The sequence below is a fragment of the Mangrovimicrobium sediminis genome (genome assembly GCF_004745945.1).
In the GTDB taxonomy this organism is placed as follows: domain Bacteria; phylum Pseudomonadota; class Gammaproteobacteria; order Pseudomonadales; family Halieaceae; genus Mangrovimicrobium; species Mangrovimicrobium sediminis.
On record NZ_SRLE01000007.1, the window covers coordinates 112,582 to 125,700 of the forward strand.

A 13,119-nucleotide genomic window follows, 5' to 3' on the forward strand; every position below is an offset into this window, starting at 1 on the left:
CTGGCGATGCGCTGCCGCGCACCGGGACCGGGCCCTTTTTTTACTGCGCTATTTTTCCAGCAACAGCGGCAGCCGATCGACCCCCAGCACACCACCGGTGTGGTACTCGTACTGTTCCCCCGGCTGCATGGAGATGCGGCTGAAGCGCGACAGGAATTTCTCGATCACTACGCGCAGCTCGCGCTTGGCCAGGTGCACGCCGAGGCAGAAGTGCGGCCCGGTGCCGAAGCTCAGGCTGCGCGCGCCGCGGTTGATGTCGATGCGGTGCGGGTCCGGGTAGACCCGCGGGTCGCGGGCGGCGAGGTACAGCGGCAGCAGCACCGTGTCGTGCTCGCGGAAGGTCACGCCGTGGAACTCGAAGTCCTTGGTTACCCGGCGGTGCGGGGCGGGCACGCCGAAGGCGCGGGTGAACTCTTCCACCGCCTTGTTGATGTCCTGCGGGTTGCTGCGCAGGTGGTCCTGCAACGGCTGGTCGTTGGCCAGGTGGCGCATGATCCAGCCCAGGGTGCTGTACACGGTATCCAGGCCGGCGACATAGAGCAGGAAGCAGGTGCCGAGAATTTCCATGTCGTTCATCGGGCGCCCGTCGACCTGGCCGTTGATCAGGGTGTCCATGAACTCGGTGCGGTTCGGGTTCTCCCGCTCTTTAGTGACGAAACCGTACAGGTACTGGAAGATCAGGCCGGCGGCTTCCTGGGATTTTTCAAAATCCGCCTGGTCGCCGGAGCGCAGTAGCTGGCGCTCCCAGGCCAGGAACTGCGGCAGTTCCTCCTGCGGCAGGCCGACCAGCGAAAGGAAGATCGAGTTGGGAAACAACTCGCCGAATTCGCTGATGAATTCGCACTCGGGTTTCTTTGCCACCTCATCGACCAGGCGGTCGCAGGTCTGCTGCACCATGTCGACGTAGTTGTTCACGTGCTTTGGCGTGAACAGCGGGTTGAGCAGGTAGCGGTAGTGGTGGTGCTCGGGCGGGTCCACTTCCACCGGGATCATGCGCATGATGGCCTCGCCCAGCACTTCGCCGGAGCTGGTGTCGCGGGTGCTGGAAAAATGCTCCCAGTCGATGAAGGCATCGCGGATCAGGTCGTGCTGGGTGAGCACCCAGCCGGCCTTGCCCAGCGAGGCCTCGCCGGCCCAGATGATGCCCGGGCCCTCGTGCAGGCGCCCGCCGGCGATGAACGGGTCGTCCAGCTCCGAGGTGAAGGCGTTGAGACTGTGGTTCCAGACCAGTTCCGGCGGTACGTGGTCCGGGACCTTGCCGAAGGCTTTGACAGCAGTTTCCGACATTGCGGTGTTCCTCTTTTATCGTTGCCGGCTCCGGGCCGGCGGGTACGGTCGTTATTCCATGTAGGCGTCGATGACCGGCGCGACCACCAGTTGTTCGTAGATCTTCGCCACCTCGGCGGCGGGCATGCGCCGCGGCTGTTCCAGCCACCAGCCGAGAATTTCCAGGGTGCCGGCAGCGACGAGGCGCACCCCGACTTCTGCCGGTGAGGTGGCGTTGGCCGCGATGCGCGCCGCGGTCTGCTCGCGCAGCAGGCGCATGAATTCCTCGCGCAGCAGGTTGCTGGCGCCGCCGGTGAGCAGGGTGGACCACAGCGCGTCGTGGCTGGCGACGAACTCGCACAGGGCGAGGGAGGCGCGGGCGCTATCCGAGGCATCCAGGGTGGTGACGCACAGCTCGATCAGCTGCTGCAGTTCCTCGCTGATCACCGCGCGCACCAGCGCGTCGCGATCCTGGTAGTGACGGAAAAACGTGTTGTAGCCGATGCCCGCGGTGGCGGCGATCTCGCGGATGCTGATCTGCTCCAGCGGCTTGTCGCCGACCAGGTCCAGCAGCGCCTGGCGCAGGGCCTGGCGGGTGTGCAGGATGCGCGGGTCGGTGGCCGTCGCGTAGTGCGGTTGCAGCAGTTTCTTGCGCGCCATGTGCCAGTTCTCCTTCGCCGTCGCGACAGCCCGAAGCGCTGTGCGCCGGGTCAGCCCTTCGCCTGCTGGCGGGCGATTTCCGCGGCGAAGATCGGGTTTTCCAGGGTCATGTGCATGGCCGCCATGAGCTCGGCATCGGGCTCGCCCGCCGGCAGTGCCGCGAGAATCGCCGCGCCGCGCTGCTCCAGACCCGCGCGGTGCTCGTTATGGGTGAGGATGTACAGCAGGTCGCGCTCGATACCCTCGCGCACCAGTTCGCCGACCGCATCTGCGCTCATCATCCAGTCCGGCAGGTCCGCGGCGCTGGGGCCTGCCGCCGCGGTGTAGCCGGAGCCGGCATAGGCGGCGGGGCGGTTGCGGCCCGCGTTGGAAATATCCGAGCGCACCGGGCCGGGGCAGAGCACCGAGACCGCCACGCCCTGGGGCTCGAGTTCGCTGCGCAGGGCCTCGCTCATGCCGATCAGGCCGGCCTTGGTGGTGGTGTAGATACCGGCCCCGGCGTGCGGCAGCAGCCCGGAGGTCGAGGCGGTGTTGAGGATGTGCCCGCCCTCGCCGTGGCCGAGGATGCGCGGCAATACCGTGAGCAGGCCGTTCACCGGCCCGCGCAGGTTGACGTCGATCACCCAGTCCCAGTCGCTCGCAGAGGCCTGTGCGATAGGGCCGGAGACCACCACGCCGGCGTTGTTGGCGAGCAGGTGGATGGCGCCGAAGCGCGCCTCGACGGCATCGGCAAAAGCGGCGAAGCCCTCGCGGTCGGTGACGTCCAGCCGCGCCACCAGCAGGCGCTCCGGGTAGTCCGCCAGTTCATCGCGAGCGTTAATAAGCGCGGCTTCCTGGATATCGCCGATGGCGACGTTCATCCCCGCGCGCAGCAGGGCGCGGCTGATGCCGAGGCCGATGCCCGCGGCGCCGCCGGTGACGATGGCGGTCTTGCCTGCCAGATTTTGCATAGTGCGTGTCCTTGGTCGGCCCTGGCGCCAACCCTCAGTCGGGGGCGTCAGCAGCCGGCAGTGGCGCGGGCGCTTGCGGCTACCTGCGCGTTTTTATGGAGTAGTGTGCTCCATAATAAATCGAAGTGGCAGAATGTCAATCGCCGGGACACGAAGGACAGGGGGTGTGTGCGGATGGGCGCTGGTCAGTCGCTGCGCGCGCGGAGCGCGGCTAGCGAGTGACCGGCGGGGTAGCGCGCTGGAACAGGTAGTTCGCTGGCAGCCCGAGCCGTTCGCAGGCCTGCACCGCCGGTTGCGAGGCGAAGCTGGGGCGGTCGGCGATGGCGGCGGAGGCGCGTACCAGGCGGCGCTGCCAGGACTGCAGGCGGTAGTCGTCGTCGAGCCCGAGCAGTGAGCCGATCTGCGCCGGCAGCAGTGCCACCGCCGCGCGCAGGTAGAGTCCGCCCAGCGGGCGCAGCGGTAGGGGCAGGCCGCCGGCGCTGCCTATGATCTCCAGGAATTCGCGCACGATGGGGTGGGCTTCCAGTTGCGGCAGCATGTGCTGGAACAGCGCCTGCTGCTCCGCCTCGCTGCCCGGCGCAGCGGGGGCACCGTAGAGCCGCGCGGCGGGCTGTGCCTCGCGATAGAGGCGGTCGCGGTCCGTCGTGGACACCGGCGCAACGTACTGGTGGTAGGCCTGCAGGAAACCGAACGAGGCGGTGGCCTGCACCCAGTTCATCAGCTCCGGGTCGAGCGCCTCGTAGGCCTGCCCGCCGGGCGTCTCGCCGCTGACACGGGCATGCATGCGCGTGACCCCCGCTATCATTTGTTCGGCCACGCTATGCGCAGCGTACACCGTGACCATGGCGGCCAGCCCGGTGCGCTTGAGCCGCGGCAGCGGGTCCTCGCGAAATGTGGTGTGGTCCCACACGCCGCTGCGCACCCGCGGTTCCGCGAACTCCAGGAGTACCGCGGTAATGCCGCCGATGTACATGGCTACCGGGTTCTTGAATACACGCCAGGACACCGAGTCCGGCGCCAGCAGCGCCGGTTCGCCGCGCGGTTGGCCAAAATCGACATGGGACATGCGGGTATCCTCCTGCGCGGCGCGTGATGAACCGATGGCGGCGCGCGTCAAAACCGGTAAGTGAGTGTCGCGCCATAGGTGCGCGACTTGCCGGGAAAACGAATGACGGTATTGGCGCCCTGGGTCACGGTCAGCCAGTAGTACTCGTCGGTCAGGTTCTCCGCCCATAGCGAGACGTCCCAGTTACCCGTCAGCGCGCCCAGCCCGATGCTCGCATTGACCACGTTGTAGGCGTCGATGGTGTACTCGTCGTCACCTTCGAGATTGGCGTAGGAGTCCGACTGGTAGCGCGCGTTGAGACTGGCGTTGAAGCCGAGCCCGGCGGAGATGGCGCGCTGGTAGAGGAAGGTCAGCGAGGCGGTGAGGTCCGGGCTGTAGAGGAATTCGGCGCCGTCGTAGTCGGTGACCTCGCCGGCATTGTTGATGCCGGTGTAGTCCTGGATCTCGGTTTGCAGCCAGGTGGCGGCGGCGAAGGCGGTGAGTCCCTCGGTGACCAGCCAGGTCAGTTCGGTATCCAGGCCGTAGGCCTCGGAGTCAGGGATATTGTCCAGGCGCGGCAGCGCGGTGTAGATGGGGTCGGCAAAGTACACGTTCAGCTGCTTGTCCGTGTAGTCGTAGAAGAACGCGCTGGCGTTGGCCTGCAGGCGGCCGTCGAACAGGGTCGCTTTTACGCCGGTCTCATAGGCGAGCAACTCCTCCTGGGTGACCGGCGCGTTCTGCTCGGCGAGGTTGGCCGGGTTGACCGGTGTCTCGCCGGACTTGGCGCCCTGGGTGACCGACGCGTAGAGCAGGGTGTCCTCGCCGGGCCACCAGTTCAGCGCGAGGCGCCAGGCCACGTTGTCCTCGTTGAGTTCGGACTCGACAATGCCGAAGCTGCCGGTGTCCGGATGGAAAGTATTGCACTCGCCCGCGCTGATTTCCTCGGGCATGACACCGTAGGCGGTGAAATACAGGTAGCGGTTGGTCACGTTCACGTTGGGCAGCATGCTGCCGTTGAAGTCGCGCGAGCAGCCGGCGTAGTCCTGCTCGTCCTCGGTGTAGCGGATGCCGGTGGTCAGGTTGAGCTTGTCGGTAAGCTTCCAGTCGGCATTGGCGAACACACTCCAGGAGCGCGCGTCGATATCCGCGCGGTCGATATAGGTGCGGAACGCCTGGCTGGCATCCTCGGCGGTGTAGCCGCCGGTGTTGAACGGCGTACCGAGCAGTTGCAGGGTATAGGTGCGCACCAGTGCGACGTTGGCGTTCTCACCGAGCAGTGTGCGGTTGGAGTCCAGCAACTCGTCCTCGGCATAGTAGACGCCGACCAGCCAGTTGGCCGGGCCGGTCTCGCCCTCCAGGCGCAGTTCCTGGGAGAAACTCTCGATCTCGCCCTCGAGGTCCTCGATCAGTAGTTCATAGGGCGCGCCGCTGAAGTCGGTGAGCCCGTCGCGCTGCAGGTCGTGGTAGCCGGTAAGCGACACCAGGCGCATCTCGCCGGGCAGGTCGGCGCTCACATGCAGGGCCAGCGCATTGAGTTCGCTGTCCTGGGCCAGGTCGCCGGGCAGGCCGGCGCCGATGCCGATGTCCTGGCTGCGCGTGGCGCGCGGTGCCCAGTCGGCCTCGTCGGCGCTGTTCGGCTGGTTCGCCGCCACGTAATCGATCAGGCCCGGTGCGTTGAACGGGCTGCCCAGCGTGGACGGGGTAAAGCCGATCGCCTGTGCGGCGAGCATGTCTGACTGGTTGCGCCACCAGTTGTAGGAAAAGTCGATGTGCAGGCTGTCGCTCGGGTCCCAGGCCAGCGACAGGCGCGCACCCTGGCGATCCACCTCGCCCAGCCGCTCGCCGCGGCTGTTCGACTTCTGCCAGCCCTCGCCGCTGTTTTCGCTGCGCACCGCGAGGCGCGCACCGAAGCGGTCGCCGAGCGGGCCGCTGACCACGCCTTCCAGGTTGATCGAGTCGTAATTGCCGACTTCACCGCGCAGCATGGCCTCGAATTCCTGGGTTGGCTTGTTGGTCACCAGGTTGATCAGGCCGGCGGTGGTGTTGCGGCCGAACAGGGTCCCCTGCGGGCCCTTGAGTACCTCGACGCGCTGCAGGTCGTATACCGGCCCCGAGTTCAGCACAGGGTAGGGGTAGGCCACTTCGTCGACGTAGGTACCCACGCTGGATTTCGCCGAGATATTGATCGTGTTGAATCCGATGCCGCGCAGGGTGTAGGTGGGCACGCCCTGGTAGCTCTGCGCCACGGTAAAGGCGGGCACCAGCCGTGTGAGGTCTTCCACGTCGGTGACGCGCAACTGCTCAAGGCTTTCGCCGGCGTAGGACTGGATGTCCATGCCGACGTCGTTGGCGGACTGCTCCTTGCGCTGGGCGGTGACGATGACTTCCTCGAGGGCCAGGGAAGTGCCGGATTGCCGGGCCTCGACGGTCGGTGCCAGGAACGCGGTGCTGCAGGCCAGGGTGCAGGCCAGGGAGAGTGAGGAACGCGATGTAGTGTGCATGATTTTATCCTTATGTATTTCGCGAATTGTTGGGTACCGAACTACGGGGTTTCCTTACCGCCGGCGGACCTCTCCGGGGGCGATTTGCTGTGAGATGTGTAGTGATCAGTGCAGTGAATGACGCCGTCGCGTGCCAGCGCGTGAATATCGGCGTCGACCAGGCCCAGGCCGTGCAGGATGTCCCGGGTGTCCGCGCCGGGTAGCCGCTGGCCGTGGGCGACCTGCGATGCGGTGCGGCTGAAGCGAGGTGCGGGGGCCGGCTGTGGGAAACCGTCCACCTCCAGGTAGGCGTTGCGAGCGCGGTTGTGCGGGTGTGCCGGGGCCTCCAGTGCGCTCAGCACCGGGGAGAAGCAGGCGTCGCTGCCCTCCAGCAATTCGCACCACTGTGCGCGTGTCTTGCGCAGGAAAACCGCGGCGAGTTCCTCGCGCAGGCGCGACCACTGCGTCGCGTCCATCTGCTCCTCGGCGCGGAAACGTGCGGGGTCGAGTCCGGCGAGTTCCAGCAGTTGCGCATAGAACTGCGGTTCTATCGCACCCAACGCGATGTACTCGCCGTCGGCGGTCGCGTAGGTATCGTAAAAGAAGGCGCCGCCGTCCAGGGTGTTGACGCCGCGCCGGGACAGGTCCCAGAAGCCGGCGGCGTGAAAGCTGTGGCACATCCACATCAGGTTGGCGGCGCCGTCCACCATCGCCGCATCGACCACCTGGCCGCGGCCGGAGGCGCGCGCTTCCAGCAGCGCCGCCAGTACGCCGGTGACCAGGAACAGGCTGCCGCCACCGAAGTCGCCCACCAGGTTGAGTGGCACCACCGGTTTGCCGTCCGCGGGACCCACCGCGTGCAGCGCGCCGCTCAGCGCGATGTAGTTGATATCGTGTCCCGCGCTGTGCGCCAGCGGACCCTCCTGGCCCCAGCCGGTCATGCGGCCGTAGACCAGCGCCGGGTTCATTGCGGCGCAGTCGGCGGGGCCAATGCCGAGTTTTTCCGCGACGCCGGGACGAAAGCCCTCCAGCAGCACATCCGCCGTCGCCACCAGTTCCAGCAGCAGGTCACGGCCCTGCGGCGTTTTCAGGTCGACGACCATGGACTTCTTGCCGCGCCGGCTCATGTCGCGCGCGTACAGCGGGTCGCGGCGGTGGCTGCGGTCCACGCAGATGACGTCGGCGCCCATGTCGGCGAGCAGCATGCCGGCCATGGGGCAGGGGCCGATACCTGCCAGTTCGATCACGCGGTAACCGCTGAGCGCGCCCATGGTCGGCTATCTCACTGCGCCGGCGATGAGCATGCCGCTGTCTCTGGAATCAGGCGAAGAGAGCATCGTTGGCGACCTTTTCCTCGAGAATGGCGGGTGCAGTGAAGCGCTCCCCGTAGCTGGCCGCGAGTTCCCGCGCGCGGGCCAGGAAGGCGCGCGGGCCGCGCTCGCCGGCGTGCTCCCAGGTGTTGACCACCTGGATGAAACCGCCGGACCAAGCTGGCGCGCCGATACCCAGGAGCGAACCGACGTTGCCGTCCGCCACCGAGCGCAATACGTTCTCCTCCAGGCAGCGCAGGCTCTCGATGGCCTGGCGGAACAGGATGCGGTCCTTGATGTCCTGCCTGGGGACGTTGACCTCCGAGCGGTAGAACAACGTGTAGAGCTGTGGCCAGATCGTCTTGCCACCGTCTGCGCTGTACTCGTAGAAGCCGCCGCCGTGGTGGCGGCCGCCGCGGCCGTACTCCTCGACCATCAACTGTGCGAGGTCCGCGTTGAAGCTGTTGTCGCTCTTGCTGCCGTACACGCCCAGTTCGCGGTGGGTCTCGGCGACCTTGCGCGTGAGTTCCTGGCTGACCTCGTCCTGTATCGTGAGCGGTCCCACCGGCATGCCCACCTGCCTGCCCATGGCGTCGATCAGCAGCGGGTCCAGCCCCTCGCGCAGCAGCCGCGCGCCCTCGTCCATGTAGGTGGCGAAGACGCGTGAAGTGAAGAAGCCCAGCGAGTCGTTGACCACGATCGGCGTCTTGCGGATCTGCCGCGCGAAGTCGAAGGCCCTGGCCAGGGTTTCGTCGCTGGTCTGTGCGCCGCAGATAATCTCGATCAGTGGCATTTTGTCGACCGGCGAGAAGAAGTGGATGCCGATGAAGTTTTCCGGCGCGGCGCTGGCCTCGGCCAGCCGGGTGATCGGCAGGGTAGAGGTGTTCGAGGCGAACACGCCACCCGCGGCGAGGTGCGGCTCGGCCTCCTGCGAGACGCTCTTCTTCAGCGCCATGTTCTCGAACACCGCCTCGATGATCAGGTCGCAGCCGGCGAGGTCGGCGTAGTCCGCGGTGGCGGTGATACGCGCGAGCAGCTCCGCCTTGTCCTGTTCGGTTTTCCGCCCGCGCGCGATCTGTTTGTCGAGCAGGGTGGCGCTGTAGGCCTTGCCTTTCTCCGCCGCCTCACGGGTGACGTCCTTGAGCACCACGTCGATGCCCGCCGCCGCGGCGCTGTAGGCGATGCCCTGGCCCATCATGCCGGCGCCGAGGATACCGAGCTTTTTTACCTGTGTACGTGGCGGTGCGGTGGGACGGCTGGCGCCGCTGTTGATCTGGTTCATCTGGAAAAAGCCGGTACTGATAATGTTTTTGGCTTCGGGCGTGGTGATCAGCCAGGCCAGCTCCCGCGACTCGACGCGCAGCGCAGTATCGAAGTCCACGATCAGCGCCTCCGCGGCCACCGAGAGAATGCGTTCTGGCGCCGGCAGCAGGCCGCGGGTTTTCCTGAAGGTCATCGCCGGCGCAGCCTGCAGGATTTGCGCGACCGCCGGGTTGCGCAGGTCGCCGCCCGGGATGCGGTGGCCGTCGCTGTCCCAGGGTTGCGCGCTAGCATCCGGGTTGGCGGCGATCCACGCCTTCGCCGCGGGCACCAGCCCAGCGGCGTCCGCCACCAGTGCGTCGACGTAGCCGCAGGCCAGCGCCTGGGCCGGTTTCAATCGCTGGCCCTCGAGCAGCAGGGGGAGGGCGCGTTCCACTCCCAACAGATGAATGGAGCGCACCACGCCGCCGCCCCCCGGCAACAGGCCGAGGGTGACTTCGGGCAGGCCAATCTGCGCCGTCGGCGCATCCAGCAGCAGGCGGCGGTTGCAGGCCAGGCAGATCTCCAGGCCGCCGCCGAGGGCTGCGCCGTTGATCGCCGCGACCACAGGTACCGGCAGTTTTTCCAGGCGCCGCAGCGGGGCCTTCACGCCGTCCTCGATCAGGTGGAACTGGGCTTCCTCCTCGCCCTTCGGCGCGGCGAGGATATCCTTCAGGTCGCCGCCGGCGAAGAACGTGTCCTTGGCCGAGGTGATCACGACGCCGGCAAGGCCGGGTTCGTTCTCCAGGCGGTCCAGGGTCGCCACCATCGCCGCGCGGAACTGTGCGTTCATGGCGTTCACCGGCCCGTCCATGTCCATGGTGATGGTGACGATCCCCGCCGGGTCGCGCTCGTAGGTAAAGCCGTGGAGAGATTCGCTCATGCCGCCGTGTTCCCTTGTTTTTTCGGTGTCCGTTCGCTCGTGCCCGTTCGCTCGTGTGCGTCGCCTACTCGCGCTCGATAATCGTTGCGATACCCTGGCCGCCGCCCACACACAGGGCGACCAGGCCGCGCTTCAGGTCCCTGCGTTCGAGTTCGTCCAGCAGCGTGCCCACCAGCATGCCGCCGGTAGCCCCCAGCGGGTGGCCCATGGCGATTGCGCCGCCGTTGACATTGGTGATGTCGTGGGAAATATCGAGGTCGCGCATGAAACGCAGCGCCACCGAGGCGAAGGCCTCGTTGATCTCCCACAGGTCGATGTCTGCGACTTCCAGGCCGGCGCGGCGCAGTGCCTTGCGTGCGGCGGGGGCCGGCCCCAGCAACATGATCGTCGGGTCGCTGGCGAGCACCGCGGTGGCGACGATGCGCGCGCGCGGCTGCAGGCCGAGGTCGCGTCCTGCCGCTTGATTGCCGATCAGCACCGCGCTGGCGCCGTCGACGATGCCCGAGGAATTGCCCGGCGTGTGCACGTGGTCGATCGCCGCCAGCCGCGGGTATTTCGACAGCACCACGTCGTCGAAACCCAGCGCGCCCAGTGCGGCAAAGGAGGGCTTCAGATTGCCCAGCGCTTCGAGGCTGGTATCTGGCTTGATGAATTCGTCACGGGCGAGGACCGTCATGTTATTGCGATCGACCACCGGCACCACCGAGCGGTCGAACCAGCCGCTGTCGCGGGCGTGGGCGGCGCGTTGCTGCGACGCCAGAGCGAAGGTGTCGACGTCCTCGCGTGTCCAGCCGCCCAGCGTGGCGATGGTGTCGGCGCCGATGCCCTGGGGGGCGACGCGGTCGTGGAAGCTCATCTCAGGGTCGTTGATCCAGGCACCGCCGGCGGTGCCCATCGGCACCCGCGACATGGACTCGATGCCGCCGGCCACCACCAGGTCCTCCCAGCCGGAGGCGATTTTCTGCGCGGCGATGTTGACCGCTTCCAGCCCCGAGGCGCAGAAACGGTCCAGCTGCACGCCGGCGACGCTCTGGTCCCAGTCGGCGAACTGCACCACGGTCTTGGCCACGTCGCCGCCCTGTTCGCCGACCGGCGAGACGCAGCCGAGGACGACATCGTCCACGCGGCTGGTGTCCAGCTGGTGGCGCTGTTGCAGTGCGCGCAGCAGGCCCGCGGCGAGGGCCACGGGCTTCACTTCGTACAGCGAGCCGCCGGGCTTTCCCTTGCCGCGCGGTGTTCTCAAGGCGTCGTAGATGTAGGCGTTCTCTGGCATTCCCTGCATTCCTGGCTGGATGGTTGGCGTTCCGCTTTGCGAGTTCTCAGGACTCCGGAATCTGCAGCATCGCCTGCAGGCTCAACTTGCAGCTCTCGAGCAGTTCCGGCAGCGCGACCCGCGCCGGACTCACCAGCCACTGGTAGATGGCGCCGAAGATCAGCGCGCAGTACTGCTCGGCAAAGCGCTCGCGCGAGACCTGGGGGTGCGCTTCCTTGCGCGCTACTGCCTCCTCGGCCCATGCGATCGCCTGCTTGCGCTGGCTGACATGGATCTTCTCCAACTGCTGGGTCATCTCGGAGTGGTGGTCGATGCTGTAGTAGTAGAGGTTGAACATGGCGCGCAGCTCGTCCGGCCGCGCCTCGACGTAGTTCTTCAATGCGGTGACCGCGAGCAGCACGGTTTCCAGCCCTTTGGAATCGCCGATGGTGAGATCCAGTTCCTCGCACCAGGAGTGGTGCAGGTGGGCGATCAGCGCGGAGAAGAACACGTCCTTGGTGCCGTAGCGGTAGGCGGCCAGTCCGCGGCTGTAGCCGGCGCTGATGCCGATGTCCGTCAGGGTGGTCTTCTCCGGACCGCGCTCGACGATCAACTGGGTCGCAGCTTCGAACATCTGCCGGTCGGATTCCGCGGAGCGTTCGGCCTGGGTGCGTCGCTTGTTTTCGGTCGCCATTGGCTGCCTTCCTGTCACTCGATGGGCGCAGTCTAACAATACATGCTTGTAACAAACAAGTATTTTGTTTAGGATGCCCGTCAAGCTGATCGAGGAAGAGCAACATGCGGCGCAGGTGGCTGACGGAAGAACACGAAATGTTCCGTGATTCGGTGCGCCGTTTCCTGCAGGACGAGGCCGAGCCGCATATGGATGAGTGGCGGCGGCAGGGCGTGGTGGACCGGGCGGTGTTTCGCAAGGCCGGCGCACTGGGCTTCCTGTTCATGTGGGCCGAGTCCGAGTTCGGCGGGCTGGGCCTCGACGATTTCCGCTACGACCAGGTGCTGATCGAGGAACTGTACCGGGCCGGCTGTGGCGATATTTTCATTCCGGCGCACAATCGCCTGGTGGGGCGCTACCTGGGGCGCCTGGCCAGCACGGAGCAGAAACAGCGTTTCTACCCGGGCTGTATCTCCGGCGATACCATCCTCGGCATCGCCATGACCGAGCCGGATACCGGCTCCGACCTGGCGGCGATGAAAACCCGCGCCGTCGACTGCGGCGATCACTGGCGCCTGAGCGGCGCCAAGACCTATATCTCCAACGGCATCATCGGCGACCTGTTCGTGGTCGCGGCTAAGACCGGCGAGGTCGGCGACCGCCAGACCGGGCTGTTCCTGGTCGAGCGCGACATGCCCGGCTTCAGCCGCGGCCGCAACCTGGAGAAACTGGGCATGAAAGCCCAGGACACCGCCGAACTGTTCTTCGACGAAGTGCGGATACCGAAGAACAATGAACTGGGCGATCCCAGTCGCGGGTTCTACTACTTGATGGAAAACCTCGCGGAGGAGCGCCTGCAGAGTGCGACCTGCTCGCTGGCCAACGCCAGGGCAGCGCTGGACGAGACCCTGGCGTTCACCCGCGAGCGCCTGGTTTTCGGCGAGCCGGTGGCGAGTTTCCAGAATACGCGCTTCCAGTTCGCCAGCATGGCCACGGACATGGAGGCGGCGCAGGTGTTCCTCGACCGCTGTGTCGAGGAACTCAATGCGGGCGAACTCGCCGCGGAGGACGCTGCGAAGGTCAAGCTGTTCTGCTCGGAGCTGGAAGGGCGCGTGGTTGACCAGTGCCTGCAGTTCCACGGCGGCGCCGGCTACATGGACGAGTACATGATATCCAGGCGTTATGCGGACGCGCGCATCTCACGCATCTACGCGGGCACCAGCGAGATCATGCGCGAGATCATCGCGCGCAAGATGGGCCTGGATTTTCGCGGTAAACACTGAGCTGCAGGGGCGGCGGAG

The 13,119-nt window shown here is 66.6% G+C and carries 10 protein-coding genes; 1 reads left to right on the plus strand and 9 read right to left on the minus strand.

Annotation, left to right across the window (positions count from 1 at the left end; translation table 11 throughout):
* Positions 1-48 precede the first annotated feature (48 nt).
* The 9 genes from E4634_RS10060 to E4634_RS10100 all read right to left on the minus strand — a co-directional run bounded on the left by E4634_RS10060 (position 49) and on the right by E4634_RS10100 (position 11,839).
* A complete protein-coding gene (locus E4634_RS10060) occupies positions 49-1,287 on the minus strand; it encodes a cytochrome P450 (RefSeq protein WP_135443467.1) in 1,239 nt (412 codons plus the stop codon).
* Between the two features lie 51 nt (positions 1,288-1,338).
* Positions 1,339-1,926 carry a TetR/AcrR family transcriptional regulator gene (locus E4634_RS10065; protein ID WP_135443469.1) on the minus strand — a complete coding sequence of 196 codons (588 nt, stop codon included), beginning with the start codon at positions 1,924-1,926 and terminating at the stop codon, positions 1,339-1,341.
* 50 nt (positions 1,927-1,976) lie between these two features.
* Positions 1,977-2,876 carry an SDR family NAD(P)-dependent oxidoreductase gene (locus E4634_RS10070; protein WP_135443470.1) on the minus strand — a complete coding sequence of 300 codons (900 nt, stop codon included), beginning with the start codon at positions 2,874-2,876 and terminating at the stop codon, positions 1,977-1,979.
* Positions 2,877-3,087: 211 nt separating this feature from the next.
* A complete protein-coding gene (locus E4634_RS10075; protein WP_135443472.1) occupies positions 3,088-3,942 on the minus strand; it encodes an oxygenase MpaB family protein in 855 nt (284 codons plus the stop codon).
* Positions 3,943-3,989: 47 nt separating this feature from the next.
* A complete protein-coding gene (locus E4634_RS10080; protein ID WP_135443474.1) occupies positions 3,990-6,422 on the minus strand; it encodes a TonB-dependent receptor in 2,433 nt (810 codons plus the stop codon).
* Positions 6,423-6,463: 41 nt separating this feature from the next.
* Positions 6,464-7,672, minus strand: a complete 1,209-nt coding sequence (locus tag E4634_RS10085; protein ID WP_135443476.1) for a CaiB/BaiF CoA transferase family protein — start codon at positions 7,670-7,672, stop codon at positions 6,464-6,466.
* Between the two features lie 49 nt (positions 7,673-7,721).
* Positions 7,722-9,893, minus strand: coding sequence for a 3-hydroxyacyl-CoA dehydrogenase NAD-binding domain-containing protein (locus tag E4634_RS10090; RefSeq protein WP_135443478.1), 2,172 nt, complete (start codon positions 9,891-9,893; stop codon positions 7,722-7,724).
* 64 nt (positions 9,894-9,957) lie between these two features.
* Entirely contained in the window at positions 9,958-11,166 is a 1,209-nt protein-coding gene (locus E4634_RS10095) for an acetyl-CoA C-acetyltransferase (RefSeq protein WP_135443480.1), read from the minus strand.
* Positions 11,167-11,212: 46 nt separating this feature from the next.
* Entirely contained in the window at positions 11,213-11,839 is a 627-nt protein-coding gene (locus E4634_RS10100; RefSeq protein WP_135443482.1) for a TetR/AcrR family transcriptional regulator, read from the minus strand.
* A gap of 104 nt (positions 11,840-11,943) precedes the next feature.
* Between E4634_RS10100 and E4634_RS10105 the strand changes: the two genes are divergently transcribed.
* The gene (locus E4634_RS10105) at positions 11,944-13,101 is read left to right on the plus strand and encodes an acyl-CoA dehydrogenase family protein (RefSeq protein WP_135443484.1); all 1,158 of its coding nucleotides are present in this window, start codon (positions 11,944-11,946) and stop codon (positions 13,099-13,101) included.
* The last annotated feature ends 18 nt before the right edge of the window (positions 13,102-13,119 follow it).

Bases quoted from the DNA above. Each gene is read 5' to 3' on its own strand.
- E4634_RS10060 (WP_135443467.1), bottom strand. From the start codon at position 1,287: ATGTCGGAAACTGCTGTCAAAGCCTTCGGCAAGGTCCCGGACCACGTA.
- E4634_RS10065 (WP_135443469.1), bottom strand. From the start codon at position 1,926: ATGGCGCGCAAGAAACTGCTGCAACCGCACTACGCGACGGCCACCGAC.
- E4634_RS10070 (WP_135443470.1), bottom strand. From the start codon at position 2,876: ATGCAAAATCTGGCAGGCAAGACCGCCATCGTCACCGGCGGCGCCGCG.
- E4634_RS10075 (WP_135443472.1), bottom strand. From the start codon at position 3,942: ATGTCCCATGTCGATTTTGGCCAACCGCGCGGCGAACCGGCGCTGCTG.
- E4634_RS10080 (WP_135443474.1), bottom strand. From the start codon at position 6,422: ATGCACACTACATCGCGTTCCTCACTCTCCCTGGCCTGCACCCTGGCC.
- E4634_RS10085 (WP_135443476.1), bottom strand. From the start codon at position 7,672: ATGGGCGCGCTCAGCGGTTACCGCGTGATCGAACTGGCAGGTATCGGC.
- E4634_RS10090 (WP_135443478.1), bottom strand. From the start codon at position 9,893: ATGAGCGAATCTCTCCACGGCTTTACCTACGAGCGCGACCCGGCGGGG.
- E4634_RS10095 (WP_135443480.1), bottom strand. From the start codon at position 11,166: ATGCCAGAGAACGCCTACATCTACGACGCCTTGAGAACACCGCGCGGC.
- E4634_RS10100 (WP_135443482.1), bottom strand. From the start codon at position 11,839: ATGGCGACCGAAAACAAGCGACGCACCCAGGCCGAACGCTCCGCGGAA.
- E4634_RS10105 (WP_135443484.1), top strand. From the start codon at position 11,944: ATGCGGCGCAGGTGGCTGACGGAAGAACACGAAATGTTCCGTGATTCG.